Source organism: uncultured Amnibacterium sp. (assembly GCF_964250715.1).
GTDB lineage: Bacteria > Actinomycetota > Actinomycetes > Actinomycetales > Microbacteriaceae > Amnibacterium.
In genome coordinates this window covers 77,783-96,485 of the sequence record NZ_CAXUGX010000006.1, presented here as the reverse complement: position 1 = coordinate 96,485, position 18,703 = coordinate 77,783, and the positions used below count along the sequence as shown (strand labels likewise).

The following is an 18,703-nucleotide window of genomic DNA, read 5'->3' as shown; positions in this document are numbered from 1 at the left end:
GCCGCCTCAGCGGCGCTGCTTCTCCTGCATCGCGAAGCCGACCAGCATGTCGCGCTGCACCTGGAACATCTCGCGCTCGTCGTCGGCCTCGGCATGGTCGAACCCGAGCAGATGCAGCAGCCCGTGCGCGGTCAGCAGCTTCAACTCCTCCAGCGACGAGTGTCCCGCGGTCTTGGCCTGCTCCACCGCCACCTGCGGGCACACCACGATGTCGCCCAGCAGGCCCGGCGGGGTCTGCACGTCGTCGCTGCCGGGCCGCAGCTCGTCCATCGGAAAGCTGAGCACGTCGGTGGGTCCCGGTTCGTCCATCCACTGCACGTGCAGCTGCTCCATCGCGGCCGTGTCGACGAACAGCAGGGCGACGTCGGCGTCAGGATGCACGTGCAGCAGGTCGAGCCCGAAGGTGACGAGCCGCTGCAGCGCCGCGTCGTCCACCTGCACGCCGGACTCGTTGTTGACCTCGACGCTCACCGGTGCCGGCCCTCCGACCGTCGGCCGAGGTCGTCCTGCACGCCGCGTTCCTGCGCGCGGCGGTCGGCGCGGTTGGCCGGCGGGCGGTAGTCGGTGGGTAGGCGCGCAGCCGTGGGGGCGGAGGAGGTGGGCGTCTGGTCGACTCGATCGCCGCGCCTGGCCGCCTGCGCCGCCATGCGCTGCGCGTCGAATCGGGTGTACGCGTCCACGATGCGGCCCACCAGGTTGTGGCGCACCACGTCCTCACTGCCGAGCATGGCGAAATGGATGTCGTCCACGTCGTGCAGCACCCGGGTGACGGTCTGCAGTCCGCTGATGCCGTTCGGCAGGTCCATCTGCGTGATGTCGCCGGTGATGACCATCTTGGAGCCGAAGCCGAGCCGGGTCAGGAACATCTTCATCTGCTCGGGCGTGGTGTTCTGCGCCTCGTCCAGCACGACGAAGGAGTCGTTCAGCGTGCGCCCGCGCATGTACGCCAGCGGCGCGACCTCGATGGTGGACGACGCCATCAGCTTCGGCACCAGCTCCGGATCCATCATCTCGTTGAGCGCGTCGTAGAGGGGGCGCAGGTACGGGTCGATCTTGTCCGTGAGCGTGCCGGGCAGATAGCCCAGGCGCTCGCCGGCCTCGACCGCGGGGCGGGTCAGGATGATGCGGGTCACCTCTTTGCGCTGCAGGGCCTGCACCGCCTTGGCCATCGCCAGGTAGGTCTTGCCCGTGCCTGCCGGACCGATGCCGAAGGTGATGGTGTTGACGTCGATCGCCTCGACGTACGCCTTCTGGCCGAGCGTCTTGGCGCGGATGCTCTTGCCCCGGGCGGTCAGGATGGCCTGGCTCAGCAGCTCGGCCGGGCTGCTGCTCACGTCGCCGGTCAGGATGCGCGCGCTGGAGTCGATGTCGACCGGGCCCAGCTCCTGACCGTTCCGCACCATCTGCAGCAGCTCTTCGATCAGCCGCTCCGCAGCGTGCACCTGCGCCGGCTCGCCCGTGAGGGTGACCTGATTGCCCCGCACCGACACCTCGACCAGGGGGAACTGGCGCTGGATCTGCGTCAGCAGCCGGTCCTGCGGCCCCAGCAGCCGCACCATCGCGATGCCGTCGATCGACATGCTGCGCGTCTCGGCGCCCTCGGCGGGGTACCGGCGCGCCCCGACCAGTGCGCTGCGGCGGCCGCTGGCGCGGAAGTCCTGATCAGCCTCGGCCAAGTGATCCTTCCGTCAAGTCTCCGGCCAGCACGTGCGCGTGCACGTGGAAAACGCTCTGCCCGGATCCCGCCCCGGTGTTGAACACGAGCCGGAAGTCGGTGTGTCCGGCCGCCGCCGCGACGATCTTGGCCACCGCGATCATCTCGGCCAGCAGCCTCGGATCGCCGGCCGCGAGCTCGGTCACGTCGCGGTACTGCTCGGTCTTCGGGATGACCAGCAGGTGCACCGGCGCCTTGGGCGCGATGTCGCGCAGGACGAAGACCGCATCGGTCTGCAACACGATGTCGCCCGGGATCTGACCCGCAAGGATGCGGGTGAAGATCGAGGGTTCGGTGCTGACGCTGCCGCCGGGTTCTGCCATCACGACGATGGTACGGCGCGCATGCGACACGGCGCGTCCCAGCTGTCCCGACAGCAGGACCAGGTCCCGATCGCAGGTTGCCGGTCGACCAGCGGCCTGCTGTCGGGACATCGTCCTGCTGAAGTGCTTCGGGTGACGGGCACTGAGAATGGGAGCTCGGCCGAGGGTCACCAGAGGCGCAGGTGGACGGCCAGGGCTGCCAGGGCCGCCGGGGCCGCGGTCGAGGTGCGCAGCACGGTCGGGCCGAGGCGGGCAGGGACCGCTCCGGCCGCCTGAAGCAGGGCCAGCTCCTCCGGGGCGATGCCGCCCTCCGGGCCGACCACCAGCACGAGGTCGGCGGTCAGGTCCGTCGGCACCACGTCGACCAGGCGCCGCGAGGCATCCGGATCGAGGACCACGACCAGGCGATCGGCCACCGGGTGATCCCGGACCGGGCGATCGGCAACCTGCCGGTCGGCGGCCAGCGCCGCGATCTGCGCCGTGTCCATCAGCGGCAGCGCCTGTGGCAGCCACGGCCGCATCGCCTGCTTGCCCGCCTCGCGCAGGATGCTCGCCCAGCGCGCCTCGCCCCGCGCGATGCGGTCACCGCCCCAGCGCGTCACGCTGCGGGCGGCGGACCACGGCGCCACCGCCGCGACGCCCAACTCGGTGGCGGCCTGCACTGCCAGCTCGTCGCGGCCGCCTTTGGCGAGCGCCTGCACCAGCGTGACCGCCGGCCGCGGAGGTGCCACCTCGGTCACCTGCACGACGCGCAGCTGCACTGCATCCTTCGACACCGCGGTCGCCTCGGCCCGTGCGACCCGGCCCGCGCCGTCGCCGATCGTCGTCGACTCCCCCACCCGCATGCGGGCGACGACCGAAGCGTGCCGCCCCTCGTCGCCGGACAGCAGTACCGTGTCGCCGAGGCCGGCAGCCGTGACGGAGTCGGAGAGGTAGAAGTGCGCCACGTCGCCGGCCGGCTCAGACGCCCAGGAACCGATCCCGCAGCTTGGAGAACAGTCCCTGCTGGAAGTGCCCCAGTTGCGGCGGATGCGGCTTGCGGTGCCCGGCGAACTGGCGGATCAGCTCGCGCTCCTTGGCGTCCAGCTTGACCGGCGTCACCACCTGCACGCCGATCTTCAGGTCGCCTCGCCCGCTGCCGCGCAGCCGGGTAATGCCGCGGCCGGCGATGGTGAGCACGTCCGCGCTCTGCACGCCGGGGCGGATGTCGACGTCGACGGGGCCGTCCAGGGTCTGCAGCGTGGCCGTGGTCCCCAGGATCGCGTCGGTCATCTGCACCTCGAGGGTCGCCAGCAGGTCGTCGCCCGCGCGGCTGAACGTCTCGTGGTGCCGCACCTTGATCTCCAGGTACAGGTCGCCGCGGGGACCGCCGGCGGGACCGACCTCGCCCGAACCGGCCAGTTGCAGCCGAAGCCCCGTCTCGACGCCGCCGGGGATGTCGACCGGCACGGTGGTGCGCGCCCGTACGCGGCCCTGCCCGGCGCAGGTGGGGCAGGGGTTCGGGATGATCGTGCCGTAGCCGCGGCAGACGGTGCACGGGGTGCTGGTCATGACGTTGCCGAGCAGCGAGCGCACGGCGCGCTGGATCTGGCCGGTGCCGTGACAGATGTCGCAGGTCTGCGGGTTGGTGCCGGGCTGGCAGCACGAGCCCTTGCAGGTGTCGCAGAGCATGGCGGTGTCGATCTCCAGGTCGCGGTGCACGCCGAAGACGACCTCCTCCAACTCCACCTCGATGCGCAGCAGCGCATCCTGCCCGCGCTCGCGCCGGGACTTGGGTCCGCCGCGCCCGCCCTGGCCCTGGCCGAAGAAGCTCTCGAAGATGTCGCCGAAGCCGAAGCCCTGACCGCCGGCGCCGCCCTGGGGGCCGAGGTCGTACTCCTGCCGCTGCCGCGCGTCGGACAGCACGTCGTACGCGTGGGTGACGAGCTTGAACCGCTCGGCCGCGTCGTCCCCCGGGTTCACGTCGGGGTGCAGCTGACGCGCCAGTCGCCGGTACGCCTTCTTGATGTCGTCGGCGGACGCGTCCTTCGTCACGCCGAGTACTTCGTAATGGTCAGCCACGGATGAGGGAGCCTTTCGTCCCGCGCACGGGTTGGTCGGGAGGCACGGGGTCGGTCAGGAGGCGTGCTGGTCGGGAGACGGATCGTTCACTCGATGGCGGCCGCCGCGGGACGACGGCCGGATCACTCGTCGCCGAGCAGCTTGGAGAGGTACCGGGCAACGGCGCGGACGGCCGCGATGTTGCCGGAGTAATCCATTCTCGTGGGGCCGAGCACGCCCACGCGGGCGAGTTCGCCCGCAGAGGAACGGTAGCCGCCCGCGAGGATCGAGGTCTCGGTCAGCCCGGCGGAGGCGTTCTCGCGGCCGATCGAGATCGACACGCCGTGGCTGTCCAGCTCCATCTCGCTGAACAGGCGCAGCAGCACGACCTGCTCCTCGATCGCCTCGAGCACCGGCAGGATGCTGCCGGGGAAGTCGCGGCTGGTGCGCGCCAGGTTGGCCGCGCCGGCCATCACCAGGCGGTCCTGACGGCGGTCGTCGACCTGAGCGGTGAGCGCGCTGACGATCCGGCCGACGACGGGCTCCCGCTCGGCGGGGAACGCCGCGGCCAGGTCGGCGAGCAGCGCGGGGGTCTCGGCCAGCAGGCGCCCCACGAGCGAGGCGTTCAGCCGGGCCCGCAGGTCGGCCAGGAATTCGGCGTCGCCCGCCTCGTCGGCGGCGGAGCGCCCGGGGAGCTCCACCGTGCGCTGATCGACGTGCCCCCCGTCGGTGATGAGCACCACCAGCAGCCGGGCCGCGGACAGCGGGACCAGCTCGACGTGCCGCACCCGCGAGCGCGGCAGGACCGGCACCTGCACGAGCGCGACCTGGCTGGTCAGCTGCGACAGCATGCGCACGGTGCGGCCGAGCACGTCGTCCAGGTCGTTGCCGGCGCCGAGGAAGGTGCGGATCGCCTGCCGTTGCGCGCCGGTCATCTGCCGCACGTCGGCCAGGTGGTCGACGAACATGCGGTAGCCCTTGTCGGTGGGCACCCGCCCGGAGGAGGTGTGCGGCGCGACGATCAGCTCCTCCTCCTCCAGCGCCGCCATGTCGTTGCGGATGGTGGCGGCCGAGACTCCGAAGCCGTATCGGTCGACGATCGTCTTGGAACCGACCGGCTCGCGGGAGGCGACGTAGTCCTGCACGATGACGCGCAGCACCTCGAGTCCGCGTTCCGAGACCATGGCACCCCGCTCGTCCATCCGCGCGCCGGTTGCCTGCACTCGACGCGGTCGACTGCTGATTCTACCGTCGACCGCAGCAGCCCGGTCGTTGCCACGGCGCGACATATCCGGTTATCCTGTGCGCAACCTGACAATGCTGTCGGTGCGCACCGTGGCCTGCTGTCAGCGCGTCGTCGGAGGGCACGAGGGTGCCGCATCACGAACCGTCCTGAACGCCGAGGAGTACGACCATGACAAGCCCCACGCCGCAGCCGTATGCCGCGCAGCCGCTCAGCCCGAGCGACGAGAAGCTGTGGGCCAGCCTCGCCCACTTCGGCAACATCCTCGGATTGCTGCCGTCGCTGTTGATCTTCCTGATCCTGAAGGACCGCAGCGTGCGGGTGCGTCAGGAGTCGAAGGAGGCGCTCAACTTCATCATCACGGCGCTGATCGGCTACGTGGTGCTGATCATCGTGCAGGTCATCCTCGGCGGCATCGCCGGCGCACTGCCCTCGGGCATCGCACTGGTCTTCATCGCCATCGGCTTCCTGGTCGGCCTCGTCCAGATCGCGCTGTACATGGCGGTGATCGTCTTCTCGATCCTCGGCGGTATCCGCGTCAACGGAGGCGGCAGCTACCGCTACCCGGTCAACCTGCGACTGATCAAGTAGTCGCGGACTTCAGGAAGGAATCCCGATGACGAACGACCTGCCGCCGAGCCCTGATCCGTCCAACGGTGTGCCGCCGAATGCCGCACCGCCCAACGCCGTGCCCGACTACTCCGCGCCGGTGCCCGGGCAGCCCCTCTCGCCGAGCGACGAGCGCCTCTACATGACGCTCGCGAATATCGGGGGCATCTTCTTCAGCTTCATCCCGGCGCTGATCGTCTACCTGATCGCGAAGGACCGCAGCGCCTTCGTCAAGCGCAATGCCGCATCGGCGCTGAACTTCCAAATCACGATGGCGATCATCAGCGTGGTCGGTTACATCCTGTGGATCATCCTCGTCGGCATTCTGGTGACGATCGCGGTCAGCATCGTTGTGCTGATCTTCAGCATCCTGGCCGCCGTCGCGGCGAATCGCGGCACCGACTACCGCTACCCGCTGTCGATCCCGTTCGTGAAATAGCGCACCCAGCGCGCCTACGAGGCGCTCTTCTCAGGGCGGTAGACGTGGGCGCGGTGGGCGATGCGCATCACCTGTACGAGCCGCTCGTCCTCGTCGATTCGCACGAGAACTCGGTAGGCGATACCGACGTAACCGGCTCGGAGCCCCTCAAGCTCGGCTCCGAGGGGCTTCGTCGCCCGCAACGGGTTCTCCGTGAGCGGACCGTCGAGGAAACGGAGTACGGCGTCGACCAGCTTCGGGTTGAGCCGGCCGAGCGCACGTGCGGCAGGTCTGGACAGTTCGACGCGGTAGGGCTCGGTCGTCACCGATTCGCCAGCTGCGCGCGCACTTCCTCAAGGGAGAACATGCGTCCCTCGGCGACGTCATCCTCTGCCTCGGCCATCTCGGCCGCGTGGTCGGGATCGGAGAGCCACGCCAGCGTCTCCTGCAGGGAGTCAAGATCCTCTGGCGACATAAGGACGGCGGCAGGCCTGCCGTGGCGAGTGATGACCACGGCGTCGTGGGTCGATTCGACACTCTCGACCAGGGTTGAGAGTTTGTCCTTGGCCTCGCTGACAGACATGGTTCGCACCGCCCCAGACTAGCCTGGCTTTGGGCCAATTTCCTAGCCGATACTCACCCCACAAGAAGTCTGACCGGACTCAGTCGGTCAGCCGGCGCACCACCGCGTCGGCGAGCAGCCGGCCCGGACGGGTGAGCACGACCCGGCCGTGGACGGCCGCGGGGCCCTCGATCAGGCCGTCGGCGATGAGGCCGGCGACCGCCCGTCGACCGCCGGTCTGCAGTCGGGTGACCGGCAGGCCGGAGACCAGGCGCGACTCCAGCAGCACCCGCTCCAGCGCCCGGGTCGGCTCGTCCAGCGTCTCTCGGCCCGCCGCCGGCGACAGACCGGCGGTGATTCGCTGCGCGTAGGCGGCGGGGTGCTTGACGTTCCACCAGCGCACGCCGCCGAGGTGGCTGTGCGCGCCGGGGCCGACGCCCCACCAGTCCTGCCCGGTCCAGTACGCCAGGTTGTGGCGCGACCGGTGCCGCTCGTCGCGCGCCCAGTTGCTCACCTCGTACCAGCCGTAGCCGGCGGCGGCCAGCAGCTCGTCGGCCAGGTCGTACTGGTCGGCCTGCAGGTCGTCGTCCGGCGCGGGAAGCAGCCCGCTGCGGATGCGCCGGGCGAGCGCCGTTCCCTGCTCGACGATCAACGCGTAGGCGGAGACGTGGTCGGGGGTGAGTGCGAGCACCGCGTCGAGCGACCTGCGCCAGTCGGCCAGCGACTCCCCCGGCGTGCCGTAGATCAGATCCAGGCTGACGTTCAAGCCGGCGGCTCTGGCCCAGGCGACGGCGTCGGGCACGCGGGCCGGATCGTGGGTGCGGTCCAGCGTCGCGAGTACGTGCGGCACCGCCGACTGCATGCCGAAGGACACGCGGGTGAAGCCGGCTGCGGCCAGTTCGTCGAGCGAGCGCGGAGTGACGGAGTCGGGGTTGGCCTCCGTCGTCACCTCGGCGTCCGCGGCCAGGCCGACCACGTCGCGGACGGCGGCCAGCATCGCGGCCAGGTCCGCTGACGGCAGCAGGGTGGGCGTGCCACCGCCGAAGAAGACCGTCGACGCCGGTCGAGCCGGTAGGCCGGCATCGGCCAGCACTCGCGCCGCCAACGCGACCTCGAGACCCGCCTGGCCCGCGAAGTCCTGCCGCCGGGCGCCCCGCAGCTCGTCGGCCGTATAGGTGTTGAAATCGCAGTATCCGCAGCGCACCCGGCAGAAGGGCACGTGCAGGTACACGCCGAAGTCCCGCTCCGCCGCTCCCTCGGCAGCACTGGCCGGGAGGGCCCCGTCGGCGGGAGCCGGATCGGCGACGGGCAGAATCGAAGGCATGACTCTCCCCATCTTCGGACAGGAAGACGCGCGTCCCGTCCGGCCGGGGAGCGGGGGCGCGACGAACAGGACCCGAATCGTGCTCTGGGACGTGGATGGGACGATTCTGAGGAACGGGGGCCGGGCGGGGCTGCTGTACGACGACGCCATCCGCGACGTGTCGGGGTTCGAGCCCGTCGGCGCGCATCCCGGCGAACACGGCAAGACCGACGCGCAGATCATCAGCGAGCGGCTGACGGAGTACGGGCTCGACCCCGCGCTGCTGCCGCGGGTCAGCGCCCGGCTCGATGAGCTGTCCGAAGCCGGCAACGCCGGTCCCTCCGCGCGGCAGCTCGCTCCGGGTGTGCCGGAGGCGCTCGCGGCCGTCGCGGACGCTGGGTGGGTCAACGGCCTGCTGACCGGCAACTCGCCGGCGCGGGTGCGGTTCAAATTCGCCGGCGCGGGGCTGCCGGTGGACCGCTTCGACTGGGCGCACTCCTACTTCGGGGACCGGGCGCTGGTCCGCTCCGACATCACGCGGGCAGCGGCGCAGGATCTGGCCGGCTCCACGGCGGTGATCCTCGGCGACACCCCGAGCGACGGGTCCGCCGCGGACGCGGTCGGCTTCCCGTTCATCGCGGTGGCGACGGGCGTCTTCAGCGAGGACGTGCTGCGAGAGACGAGCGCGATCGCGGTCGTCCCGGACCTGGTCGAGGGCCTCCCCGCAGTGCTGGCGGCGCTCGCCACCCTCTGATCACCGGCGCGCTCTTCACGCTGGGCCCACAGCCCCTGCGATTCATGGCAGCAGAGCGCGCAGGTAGCGGGCCGCGTATCGCGCCTGGAATGCCCGGGCCAGCGGCAGGGCCAGCGCGAACGGCAGCGCGGTGCGGGAGAGGGTGCGCAGTTCCAGCAGGACGTGTCCGTCGTCGCGCAGGTGCAGCACGAACGACTCCTCCCCTCGCACGGGATGGCCGGGCAGGGTGCCGTAGGCGAACCCGACCGTCCGATCCGTCTGCAGGACCCGCACGACGCGGGTCGGGGCGAACAGGCGCACCTCCGCGCCCGACACCACGACGAGCGGCACGCTGAGGCGGCTGTCGAGCCCCTCGCGGACGGACGGCGCATCCTGCCCCGCCTCGTCGACCACCCGCATGCCGATACGGCGCTACAGCTGCCAGTCGAGGACCTGCGCGCCCAGCCGGGTCAGGTCGCCGGGCCCGGTGCCGATGATCGCGGCGCGCGCCTGCCTTCGGAAACCGGATGGCGTGACGTCAGTCAGTACCGTGCCGGGCGTGAAGCGATAGGTGGTGGCTGCCGCGCTCACGCGGTGTGGACGGGGTGCAGCGCCGTCAGCATGCGCCGCTCGGCGTCGCGCTGGCGTCGGCCGTACGCGATCGCGGAGGGCAGCCAGCGGTTGCCCGCCGGACGGGCAATGGACCGGCAGGTGAGCCAGACCGAGTCGTCGTCCGCATGTTCCAGCAGCAGCAGGTGCTCGGTCTGCAGCGGATGGCCTGGCCGGGACCCGTAGGCGAACCCGATGCGGCCGGGCTCGTCGACCACCCAGACCACCTTCACCGGCGCCTCCGGTGCCCGAGGGCCGCCGACGACCAGGGTGGCGGTCATGCCCGGGGTGACCCACGGCGTGCCGTCCTCGAGGAACCGCGCGCGCGAGGTGCCCCCGCCCCGCTGCCCGGACGGCTCGCCACGCACCGGGTCGACACGCCCCGAGTCGGGGCGCCCCGGCTCCGCCGCGATGTCGCGCACGATCACGCCGGCGCGCCGCAGGGCGCCCCAGGTCATCAGTTCGCGGCCGGCGAGCTCGAACCGGCTCGCTCCGCTGCCGATACGGTGATGCGATTGCGCGGGCCGGAAGCCCTCCGGCGGGTAGGACAACACCGCCTCGGTCGACGTCGCTCCGATGGCGGCGTAGTTCAGCCCCCGTTCGGGCTCCACCCAGCCGGCCCTGCGGATGACTCCGGTCACTTGGCCGCCTTCTCGGTGTCGCCGGAGAGCGCGGCGATGAACGCCTCCTGCGGCACCTCGACCCGACCGATGGTCTTCATGCGCTTCTTGCCCTCCTTCTGCTTCTCCAGCAGCTTGCGCTTGCGGGTGATGTCACCGCCGTAGCACTTCGCCAGCACGTCCTTGCGCATCGCCCGGATCGACTCCCGCGCGATGATGCGCGCACCGATGGCCGCCTGCACCGGCACCTCGAACTGCTGGCGCGGGATCAGCTTCTTCAGCCGCTCGGTCATCAGCACGCCGTAGGCGTACGCCTTGTCGCGGTGCACGATCGCGCTGAAGGCGTCCACCTGCTCGCCCTGCAGCAGGATGTCCACCTTGACCAGGTCGGCCTCCTGCTCCCCGGACGGCTCGTAGTCGAGCGACGCGTAGCCCTGCGTGCGGCTCTTCAGGTGGTCGAAGAAGTCGAAGACGATCTCCCCGAGGGGCATGGAGTAGCGCAGCTCGACACGATCCTCACCCAGATATTCCATGCCGAGCATGCTGCCGCGGCGGCTCTGGCACAGTTCCATCACCGTGCCGACATATTCCTTCGGCATCAGGATGGCCGTCTTCACGATGGGCTCGAAGACGCTCGACACCCGGCCGACCGGGAACTCGGAGGGGTTCGTGACCGTGACCTGCTTCTTGTCGTCGGTGTGCACCTCGTAGATCACGCTGGGCGCGGTCGTGATCAGGTCCAGGCCGAACTCGCGGTCGAGGCGTTCGGTGACGATCTCCAGGTGCAGCAGGCCGAGGAAGCCGCAGCGGAAGCCGAAGCCGAGCGCGACCGAGGTCTCCGGCTCGTAGACGAGGGCGGCGTCGGAGAGCTTCAGCTTGTCGAGCGCCTCGCGCAGGTCGGGGTAGTCGGAGCCGTCGATCGGGTAGAGGCCTGAGAAGACCATCGGCTTCGGCTCGGTGTAGCCGGGCAGCGCCGTCGTCGCCGGATTGGCGGCGGTGGTGACGGTGTCGCCGACCTTGCTCTGGCGCACGTCTTTCACCCCGGTGATCAGGTAGCCCACCTCGCCGACGCCGAGGCCCTTGGTCGGGCTGGGCTCGGGCGACGAGACGCCGATCTCCAGCAGGTCGTGGCTGGCGCGGGTGGACATCATCTGCACACGCTCGCGACCGCTCAGGTGGCCGTCCACCATGCGGACGTAGGTGATGACGCCGCGATAGGCGTCGTAGACGGAATCGAAGATGGCCGCCCGGGTGGGCGCGTCCGGGTCGCCGCGGGGGGCGGGGATGCGCTCCACGACCCGGTCGAGCAGTGCCGCAACGCCCGCGCCGGTCTTGCCGGAGACGCGCAGCACGTCGTCGGGGCTGCCACCGATCAGGTTGGCGAGCTCGGCGGCGTACTTGTCCGGCTCCGCCGCGGGCAGGTCGATCTTGTTGAGGACCGGGATGATCTCCAGGTCGTTCTCCAACGCCAGGTACAGGTTCGCGAGGGTCTGCGCTTCTATGCCCTGAGCGGCATCCACCAGCAGGATGGCGCCCTCACAGGCGGCGAGGGAGCGCGACACCTCGTAGGTGAAGTCGACGTGCCCGGGCGTGTCGATCATGTTCAGGGCATATGTCTGACCGCCCACGGCCCACGGCATCCGTACCGCCTGGCTCTTGATGGTGATACCGCGCTCGCGCTCGATGTCCATACGGTCCAGGTACTGCGCCCGCGCATCGCGGTCGGAGACGATGCCGGTGATACCGAGCATCCGGTCTGCCAGCGTGGACTTGCCGTGGTCGATGTGCGCGATGATGCAGAAGTTGCGGAGCGACTGCGGAGCTGTGGCCGCCGGTTCGAGGGGAACCGAAGCGCGGGGAGCCATGACGACCTCAGTCTTCCACGCGCCTCGCCGTCCCCCGGGCTCCCCCGCAGAGCACGACGGCAGGACCAGGTCCCGACAGCAGGCTGCTGGTCGACCACGGACCTGCCGACGGGACGTGATCCTGCTGTCGGGACGGGAGGAGGCAGGGGGCGGAGCGGCGGGCGAGTCGGTAGGGTCGCCGGGTGCCGACGCCGGAGTTCATCCTGCGGCTGCGCGAGCGGATCGGGCATGAGGCGCTCTGGCTCGTCGGGGTCACCGCGGTCGTGCTGGACGGTGACCGCACGCTGCTCGTGCGGCGGGCCGACTCCGGCGACTGGTCGCCCGTCGCCGGCATCGTGGAGCCGGGTGAGCACACCGCCGACACCGCCGAGCGCGAGGTGCTGGAGGAGGCGAGCATCGTCGCCAGGGTCGAACGGCTGGCCGCCGTGACCGTGACGCCCGAGTTCGCCTACGCGAACGGCGACCGGACGCAGTACACGAACCTGACCTACCTGCTGCGGCACGTCTCGGGCGAGCCCGCGGTCGGCGACGACGAGTCGACCGATGCGGGGTGGTTCCCGCTCGACGCGCTGCCGCCGATGCCCGACCGGTACGCGCTTCGGCTGCGGCATGCGCTGGCCGGTGGCGACGTGATTCTGGATCGTGCCCCTGAACCGTGATCCGCTCGGGGCTGCGATGCTCTCAGACCGCGGCGGTCTCCGGGCGCGGCTCGGACCTGAGGCCGTCGGGTACCGGCAGCCGGCCGAGGCCCGTCAGCAGGTCGGCGCGGCTGGCGGCCAGGCAGACGCGGATCCAGCCCTCGCCGCTCGCCCCGAACGCACTGCCCGGGGCGACCGAGACGCGCTGGTCGAGCAGAAAGCCCTCCGCCCATCCCGCCACATCGCCGCCGGAGACGTGGGTCATGTCGATCCACAGGTAGAAGGCGCCCTGCGGCGTCAGATAGGTGAGGCCCCGCTCGTCGAGCAGCCGGGCGGCGGCCGCGAAGTTGCCGCGGTAGTGCATCCGCGCCGCGTCCACAGCGTCCTGCGGACCGGTCAGTGCCGCCAGCGCTGCGCGCTGGGCGGGGGTGTCGACGCAGGAGATCATCGCCTCCTGGAAGGTCCGCATGGTCGCGGCGTTCCCCGGCGGGATGACCAGGTAGCCGACGCGACCGCCGGTCAACGCGTACGTCTTCGAGAACGAGTAGACGCCGAGGACGCGGCCGCTGTCGTCGAGCGACGCGGGACTGATGTGCGGAGTGTCGAAGGTGAACGCCTCATACACCTCGTCGCTGATCACCCACAGGTCGTGCCGCTCCGCGAACGCGAGCAGCGATCGCAGCACCGCTTCGCCGAACACGACGCCAAGCGGATTGGACGGCGAGTTGACGATGATCGCGCGCGTCGCCGGCGTCACCAGTCGCTCCAACTCGGCCACCTGGGGCTCGAAGCCGTGCTCGGGCAGCAGCCGGTAGGGCACGGGCTCGGCCTGCAGCATCCGCGCGCCCATCGTGAAGGTCGTGTAGCCGGGATCGGGGACGAGCACCTGATCGCCGGGCGCGAGCACCAGGCTCTGCGCCAGGTACAGCGCCTGCGTCGCACCCTGCGTCACCCAGACCTGCTCGACCTCCACCTGCACGCCGTTGAGATCCGCGAGCTTCTGCACGATCGCCTCGCGCAGCGGAGCGATCCCGGCGTTGGCGGTGTAGTTCGTGTCGTCGGCCAGCCACGCCTCGCTGGCCGCCCGTAACACGTGCGGCGGCACGGCCACGTCGGGTTCGCCCACCGCCAGGCCGATCACGTCGTCCATCCGCAGGGCGATCTCGTGGATGCGGCGGATGCCGGAGTGAGGCACCGCGACGGTGTTCGGCGCGAAGCGTGGCATGGGTGTCCACGCTAGCCGCGCGGTGGGCGGTCGGGGATGGCGGGCGGTGGTGGGCGGTCGGAGTTGGCGGGCGGTGGTAGGCAGCTGAGGCGACTGGTATCGTTGCCCGCTGGCTTTCCGCACCGCGTCCAGCGGAGCGACACACTCGGCCTTCCGCGCCGACGGCCTTCCCGCCGTGGCCCGATCAGGCCCTCCGTACGAAAGAGATGAAGCATGGCCAACATCAAGTCGCAGATCAAGCGCATCATCACCAACCAGAAGTCGCACGACCGCAATAAGGCGGTCAAGAGCGAGCTGAAGACCCACGTGCGCGCCGTGCACCGCGCCATAACCGCCGGCGACAAGGCCCAGGCCCTCGTCGCGCTGGGTGTCGCCAACCGCAAGCTGGACAAGGCCGCCTCCAAGGGCGTCATCCACAAGAACCAGGCCGCCAACCGCAAGTCCGCGATCGCCAAGCAGGTCGCCGCGCTCTGACGCGCGTCACCCTCCGACCGCGCCCGGGTATCCGGCACGCGACGACCGGCGCTGCACCTCTACGTCGCCACGAGAGGCACTGCGCCTCTACGTCGCCTCGGGAGGCACTGCGCCTATAGGTCGCCTCGGGAGGCACTGCGCCTATAGGTCGCCTCGGGAGGCGATCAAACCGACGAGTTGCTCGACGGCGAACTGCGGGTCGCGAGCGGCGCCCTTGACCTTCTCGTCCGCGTCCGCCAGGGCGATGATGCAGCGGCCGAGTCCCTCCGCCTGCCAGCCGGCGGCGTCGCGGCGGGCGCGGTCCACCTGCCATGGAGCGAGGCCCAGTTCGCGCGCGACCGCCGCACCGTTGCCGCGGGCGTCGAAAACCTTCGCGACCGTCCGCAGCTTGGAGGCGATCGCCGCCACGATCGGGACCGGATCCGCGCCGGCCGCGATCGCATGGCGCAGCAGCAGCAGCGCCTCCCCGCGGCGGCCCGCGAGCGCCGCGTCCGCGACCGCGAACGCGTTCGTCTCGATGCGGCCCGTGTAGTAGGTCTCGACCGTCGACTCGGTGATGTCGCCGCGGACGTCCGCGATCAGCTGCCGGCACGCTGACGCAAGTTCGGCCAGGTCGGCTTGAAAGGCGGAGGCGAGCAGGCGCAGCGCGGCAGGACTGATCCGCTTGCCGGCGGCGCGGAACTCGGCCGCCGCGAACTCCAAGCGGTCGGAGTCGCGCTTCACCTCGGCGCAGGCGACCTCGATGCCGCTGCCCGCGCCGCCGCGGATGGCATCGAGCAGCTTCTTGCCCCGTACGCCGCCGCCGTGCCGCAGGACGACCACCGCGTCGTCGGCGGGGCTCTGCAGGTAGGACAGGGCCTCGGCGAGGAAGGCGTCGGTCATCCGTTCGACGCTCGCCACCCGGACCAGCCGGGGCTCGCCGAACAGGGACGGGCTGGCGACTGTCGCCAGGTCGCCCGGTGCCGCGGCGCTCGCGTCCAGATCGTGGACCTCCAGGCTGGGGTCGGCGGCCGTCATCGCATCCCGTAGTCGCTGCACGGTGCGCTCGGCCAGCACCGTCTCGGGGCCGGTGACGAGCACGACCGGCGCCGGCCGCACCTCGTGCCACGCCACGGTCGGGATGCGCGGTCTGGCGCGGGTGTTCGCCACGGTGACGACGCTACTCGGCCGGTGTCCACACGGCGGCGGTCACCGGTCGCTCGGTCCACACCCGCGCGGTGCCTCCGGCGGCGGGGCTGACCAGGATCATGCCGTCCTCGTCCGTACGGATCGGCTGGGTGCCCGCGGCGCGCAGCATCGCCAGCAGCCGGGCAGTCGGGTGGTGGTAGTCGTTGCCCGCGCCGCACGAGATCAGCCCGACGGGGGCCGCGAGCGCGCGGTAGAACGAGGCGCTGTTGTTCGCGGAGCCGTGATGCGCCACTTTGACGACGTCGACGTGCGGCAGGGGGCCGAGCGCCATGATGGCGTTCTCCGTCGCCTCGTCGAGGTCACCTGCGAACAGGCCGCTGAGGCCGCCGGTCACGAGCGTGGTGACACTGGCGGTATTCCCGGTGGACATCGCCCCGGTCGACACCGTCCCGGTCGACACCGCCCCGGTCGACACCGCCCCGGCCGGTACTCCGCGGAACGACTCCGGAGGCCAGAGCACGTCGACGTGCAACGAGCCGACGTCGAGCACCATGCCCCGGTGCGCCGCGATCATCCGCACGCCACCGGCCCGAAGGTCGCGTCGGAGCGCGACGGTGGCGGGTCGGCTGTCGGGTCCCACCAGCGCGGTATGCACCCGCCCGATCAGCGCCCGCACCCCGCCCACGTGATCGGCATCCCAGTGCGTCAGGATCAGCAGGTCGAGGTTGGACACGCCCAGGTCGCGGAGGCAGTGCAGCATCGGTCCCGGCGCGGGACCGGTGTCGATCGCGACGTAGTGGCCGCCTCCCCCGTTCAGCACCAGCCCATCGCCCTGACCGACATCGCACGCGGCGAACCGCCAGTCGGGGGGCCGCGTCACCGCTCGCGCGAGGGCGCCACCGGCCGCCCAGCCGACCATCCCGACGACCAGCAGCACAACCGATCCGGCGGCGACGAGTCGCACCACGCGGCCTGCGCGGTGGGCGAGCGCGACGACACCTGCGACGACCACCGCGACCGCGAGCAGCAGACCCAGCACGCCGCCGGGCCACGGAACCGCAGGCAGACCCGCGAAATAGCGGGCGACCGCCGCGATCCATGCCGCGGGTACCCAGCCGAGCAGCGCCAGCGCCCCGCCGAGCGGCGGAACGACGGGCAGCAGCAGGCAGGCGAGCAGGCCGAGCACGGTGACGAGCGGAGCGGCGGGTTCGGCGAGCAGGTTGGCCAGCACACCGAAGACCGGCACGGTCGGCTGCAGCAGGATCAAGACCGGCTGGCACGCCAGCTGGGCGGCGATCGGCACGGCCAGCACGAGGGCGAGCCGTCGGGGTAGCACCTTCTCGAGCGCGTCGGCGATCGGTGCCGTCAGCAGCAGCAGGCCGGCGGTCGCGAGGACGCTGAGCACGAAGCCGGCGTCGAGCGCCATCCACGGGTCTTGCACCAGCAGCACGAGCACAGCGACCGCCAGTACGGGCGGGCCCGCCACCCGCCTTCCGGCAGCGAGGCAGCCCAGGGCCACGAGCGCCATCACGGCCGCGCGCAGCACGCTCGGCTGCGGTGTGACGAGCACGACGAAACCGGCGAGCGCGGCGACCGCGACCGCGACGCGTACTCCGCGCCGAAGCCGCAGCAGCCCTGCGACCGCGAAGACCGCCACCGTGACGACGGCGCAGTTGGCGCCGGAGACCGCCGTCAGATGGCTGAGGGAGGCGGCTCGCATGGCGTCGCGCAGGGTCTCGTCGACGTGGCCGGTGTCCCCGATCGCAAGGCCCGGCAGCAGCACGCCCCCGTCTCCGGGCAGGGTCTGCGCCCGCTGCACGAGCCCTGCGCGCAGGTCGGCGGCCGCCTGCTGCCAGCCGGGCGCCGGCTCCGTCAGCCGGATCGAGCCCACGACCGAGACGGTGGCGGCGTCAAATCCCGGCTCGACGGGACGCACCCGTCCGACGAAGCCGATGGACGCGCCGGGCGTGCGCTCGGCCCGGGTCACGGTGTCGGGGAACACCACGACGGGCGCGTCGGTCCCGCGCACGACCGGTTCGCCGATCGAGGCGAGGGTTCCCCTGACCATCAGTCGCGTGCCCGGGGCACCGGTCCGCGCCGGCACCGACGTCACCGCCTCCACACGCACGACCACTGGTACCGGGTCCGCGGTCGGCGGCGGCGGACGGTGCGCGGGCGCCTGCATCACGATCGCGAGCGCGACGGCCGCACACGCGCCACCGGTCGCCAGGATCTGTACCGCAACTCGATGCCGGACGGCGGTGCCGCGCACCCGCAGCAGCACGCCGACGAGCATCGCGACTATCCCGCCCCCGACGCACCAGGGCGCTGCGATCGGGTACCCGACGACGCCCGCGGCGATCGCCCAAGCGATCGTGGCGGGCAGGACCAGGCCGCGGACGACGCGGCGGACGGGTCGCACCGTCGTCACGGCAGCACGAGGTCCTTCAAGGAGTCGAAGGTCTTCTGCCCGATCCCGGCGACCTTCATCAGGTCGGTCGTGGCCGCGAAAGGCCCGTGGGCGGTGCGGTACACGATGATCCTCGCGGCCATCGCCGGGCCGACCCGGGGCAGGGTCTCCAGCTCCACCTCCGATGCCGTGCTGAGGCTGACCGGCGTACCGCTCTGCGCAGCCGATGACGGAGATGCGGCGACGGCTCCCGCCCGTCCCCGCTCGGGCAGGACGAGCTGCTGACCGTCCACCACCCGAGCCGCCAGGTTCAGTGCGGTGCTGTCGGCCCGCGCGGTGGGCCCGCCGGCGGCCGTGACGGCGTCGACCGCCCTGGCTCCGGCCGGCACCGAGACGAGCCCGGGGTGGCGGACGGCACCGCCGACCTGCACGAGCAGCGCCGACGGGGTGGGCGCGGGGGCAGCGGCGAGGCGGGGCGTGTTCGCCGCAACCGGGTAGCTGGTCGTCGATCCGCCCGCGCCCGCCCCCAGCGCGGAGATGAGGACGGCACCGACGAGTACGACGATGCCGCCTACCGCCACGATGGCGGCGAGAATCCGTCGCCGAGGCGCAGCGAGCGGAGTGACGATCTTCTGCAGCAGCGGATCCACGCGGGGAAGCTACGCGCGCGCGCCGGCCCGTCGAGCCCGCACCAACTCGCACCGACACGATCCGTTGTCAGGCTCCCCTGTGGAGGACCGGACGCCACGGAGTGGACGCTCCTGCTGCAGCACACTCCTCCCCGAGTCA

The 18,703-nt window shown here is 71.4% G+C and carries 22 protein-coding genes; 5 read left to right on the top strand and 17 right to left on the bottom strand.

Annotated features, from left to right (window positions below):
- Positions 1-6: 6 nt before the first annotated feature.
- The 6 genes from ybeY to hrcA form a co-directional block, all read right to left on the bottom strand.
- Positions 7-471: an rRNA maturation RNase YbeY gene (gene ybeY, locus ACFE7H_RS07870; protein WP_375400674.1), complete on the bottom strand. Its 465-nt coding sequence runs from the start codon at positions 469-471 to the stop codon at positions 7-9.
- The gene (locus tag ACFE7H_RS07865; RefSeq protein ID WP_375400760.1) at positions 468-1,580 is read right to left on the bottom strand and encodes a PhoH family protein; all 1,113 of its coding nucleotides are present in this window, start codon (positions 1,578-1,580) and stop codon (positions 468-470) included. Before ACFE7H_RS07865 ends, ybeY begins: the two co-directional genes overlap by 4 nt.
- An 82-nt stretch (positions 1,581-1,662) precedes the next feature.
- Positions 1,663-2,037, bottom strand: a complete 375-nt coding sequence (locus tag ACFE7H_RS07860) for an HIT domain-containing protein (RefSeq protein ID WP_375400673.1) — start codon at positions 2,035-2,037, stop codon at positions 1,663-1,665.
- A gap of 167 nt (positions 2,038-2,204) precedes the next feature.
- A complete protein-coding gene (locus tag ACFE7H_RS07855; protein ID WP_375400672.1) occupies positions 2,205-2,984 on the bottom strand; it encodes a 16S rRNA (uracil(1498)-N(3))-methyltransferase in 780 nt (259 codons plus the stop codon).
- Between the two features lie 13 nt (positions 2,985-2,997).
- The gene (dnaJ, locus tag ACFE7H_RS07850; protein ID WP_375400671.1) at positions 2,998-4,098 is read right to left on the bottom strand and encodes a molecular chaperone DnaJ; all 1,101 of its coding nucleotides are present in this window, start codon (positions 4,096-4,098) and stop codon (positions 2,998-3,000) included.
- A gap of 122 nt (positions 4,099-4,220) precedes the next feature.
- Complete coding sequence (hrcA, locus tag ACFE7H_RS07845) at positions 4,221-5,261, bottom strand: heat-inducible transcriptional repressor HrcA (protein WP_375400670.1); 1,041 nt, start codon at positions 5,259-5,261, stop codon at positions 4,221-4,223.
- 230 nt (positions 5,262-5,491) lie between these two features.
- Between hrcA and ACFE7H_RS07840 the strand changes: the two genes are divergently transcribed.
- The gene (locus ACFE7H_RS07840; RefSeq protein WP_375400669.1) at positions 5,492-5,911 is read left to right on the top strand and encodes a DUF4870 domain-containing protein; all 420 of its coding nucleotides are present in this window, start codon (positions 5,492-5,494) and stop codon (positions 5,909-5,911) included.
- Between the two features lie 25 nt (positions 5,912-5,936).
- Positions 5,937-6,368: a DUF4870 domain-containing protein gene (locus ACFE7H_RS07835; RefSeq protein WP_375400668.1), complete on the top strand. Its 432-nt coding sequence runs from the start codon at positions 5,937-5,939 to the stop codon at positions 6,366-6,368.
- Positions 6,369-6,382: 14 nt separating this feature from the next.
- On the opposite strand, the gene ACFE7H_RS07830 is transcribed toward ACFE7H_RS07835, so the two are convergent.
- From ACFE7H_RS07830 to hemW, 3 genes are all read right to left on the bottom strand, one after another.
- Positions 6,383-6,673: a type II toxin-antitoxin system RelE/ParE family toxin gene (locus ACFE7H_RS07830; protein ID WP_375400667.1), complete on the bottom strand. Its 291-nt coding sequence runs from the start codon at positions 6,671-6,673 to the stop codon at positions 6,383-6,385.
- A complete protein-coding gene (locus ACFE7H_RS07825) occupies positions 6,670-6,930 on the bottom strand; it encodes a type II toxin-antitoxin system Phd/YefM family antitoxin (RefSeq protein WP_375400666.1) in 261 nt (86 codons plus the stop codon). The genes ACFE7H_RS07830 and ACFE7H_RS07825 overlap by 4 nt, the downstream gene beginning before the upstream one ends.
- Positions 6,931-7,009: 79 nt before the next feature.
- Positions 7,010-8,233, bottom strand: a complete 1,224-nt coding sequence (gene hemW, locus ACFE7H_RS07820) for a radical SAM family heme chaperone HemW (RefSeq protein WP_375400665.1) — start codon at positions 8,231-8,233, stop codon at positions 7,010-7,012.
- On the opposite strand from hemW, the gene ACFE7H_RS07815 reads away from it, so the two are divergent.
- Positions 8,232-8,966 carry an HAD family hydrolase gene (locus ACFE7H_RS07815; protein WP_375400664.1) on the top strand — a complete coding sequence of 245 codons (735 nt, stop codon included), beginning with the start codon at positions 8,232-8,234 and terminating at the stop codon, positions 8,964-8,966. The genes hemW and ACFE7H_RS07815 overlap by 2 nt on opposite strands.
- Before the next feature lie 42 nt (positions 8,967-9,008).
- Here the strand turns inward: ACFE7H_RS07815 and ACFE7H_RS07810 are convergent, their stop codons facing one another.
- From ACFE7H_RS07810 to lepA, 4 genes are read right to left on the bottom strand one after another with little or no spacing between them, the layout of a single operon-like run.
- Complete coding sequence (locus tag ACFE7H_RS07810; RefSeq protein WP_375400663.1) at positions 9,009-9,365, bottom strand: DUF1990 family protein; 357 nt, start codon at positions 9,363-9,365, stop codon at positions 9,009-9,011.
- 12 nt (positions 9,366-9,377) lie between these two features.
- The gene (locus ACFE7H_RS07805) at positions 9,378-9,536 is read right to left on the bottom strand and encodes a hypothetical protein (RefSeq protein ID WP_375400662.1); all 159 of its coding nucleotides are present in this window, start codon (positions 9,534-9,536) and stop codon (positions 9,378-9,380) included.
- Positions 9,533-10,195, bottom strand: a complete 663-nt coding sequence (locus ACFE7H_RS07800) for a DUF1990 family protein (RefSeq protein ID WP_375400661.1) — start codon at positions 10,193-10,195, stop codon at positions 9,533-9,535. The genes ACFE7H_RS07805 and ACFE7H_RS07800 overlap by 4 nt, the downstream gene beginning before the upstream one ends.
- Entirely contained in the window at positions 10,192-12,039 is a 1,848-nt protein-coding gene (gene lepA, locus ACFE7H_RS07795) for a translation elongation factor 4 (protein ID WP_375400660.1), read from the bottom strand. The genes ACFE7H_RS07800 and lepA overlap by 4 nt, the downstream gene beginning before the upstream one ends.
- A gap of 182 nt (positions 12,040-12,221) precedes the next feature.
- On the opposite strand from lepA, the gene ACFE7H_RS07790 reads away from it, so the two are divergent.
- On the top strand, positions 12,222-12,698 hold the full coding sequence (locus ACFE7H_RS07790) for an NUDIX domain-containing protein (protein ID WP_375400659.1): 477 nt from the start codon (positions 12,222-12,224) through the stop codon (positions 12,696-12,698).
- 22 nt (positions 12,699-12,720) lie between these two features.
- Here ACFE7H_RS07790 and ACFE7H_RS07785 read toward each other — a convergent pair whose 3' ends face one another.
- On the bottom strand, positions 12,721-13,902 hold the full coding sequence (locus ACFE7H_RS07785; RefSeq protein WP_375400658.1) for a pyridoxal phosphate-dependent aminotransferase: 1,182 nt from the start codon (positions 13,900-13,902) through the stop codon (positions 12,721-12,723).
- Positions 13,903-14,115: 213 nt separating this feature from the next.
- On the opposite strand from ACFE7H_RS07785, the gene rpsT reads away from it, so the two are divergent.
- On the top strand, positions 14,116-14,376 hold the full coding sequence (gene rpsT, locus ACFE7H_RS07780; RefSeq protein ID WP_375400657.1) for a 30S ribosomal protein S20: 261 nt from the start codon (positions 14,116-14,118) through the stop codon (positions 14,374-14,376).
- Between the two features lie 141 nt (positions 14,377-14,517).
- Here rpsT and holA read toward each other — a convergent pair whose 3' ends face one another.
- From holA to ACFE7H_RS07765, 3 genes are read right to left on the bottom strand one after another with little or no spacing between them, the layout of a single operon-like run.
- Positions 14,518-15,525, bottom strand: coding sequence for a DNA polymerase III subunit delta (gene holA, locus ACFE7H_RS07775; RefSeq protein WP_375400656.1), 1,008 nt, complete (start codon positions 15,523-15,525; stop codon positions 14,518-14,520).
- 10 nt (positions 15,526-15,535) lie between these two features.
- Positions 15,536-17,935, bottom strand: coding sequence for a ComEC/Rec2 family competence protein (locus ACFE7H_RS07770; RefSeq protein WP_375400655.1), 2,400 nt, complete (start codon positions 17,933-17,935; stop codon positions 15,536-15,538).
- The gene (locus tag ACFE7H_RS07765; protein WP_375400654.1) at positions 17,932-18,564 is read right to left on the bottom strand and encodes a helix-hairpin-helix domain-containing protein; all 633 of its coding nucleotides are present in this window, start codon (positions 18,562-18,564) and stop codon (positions 17,932-17,934) included. The genes ACFE7H_RS07770 and ACFE7H_RS07765 overlap by 4 nt, the downstream gene beginning before the upstream one ends.
- Positions 18,565-18,703: the final 139 nt, after the last annotated feature.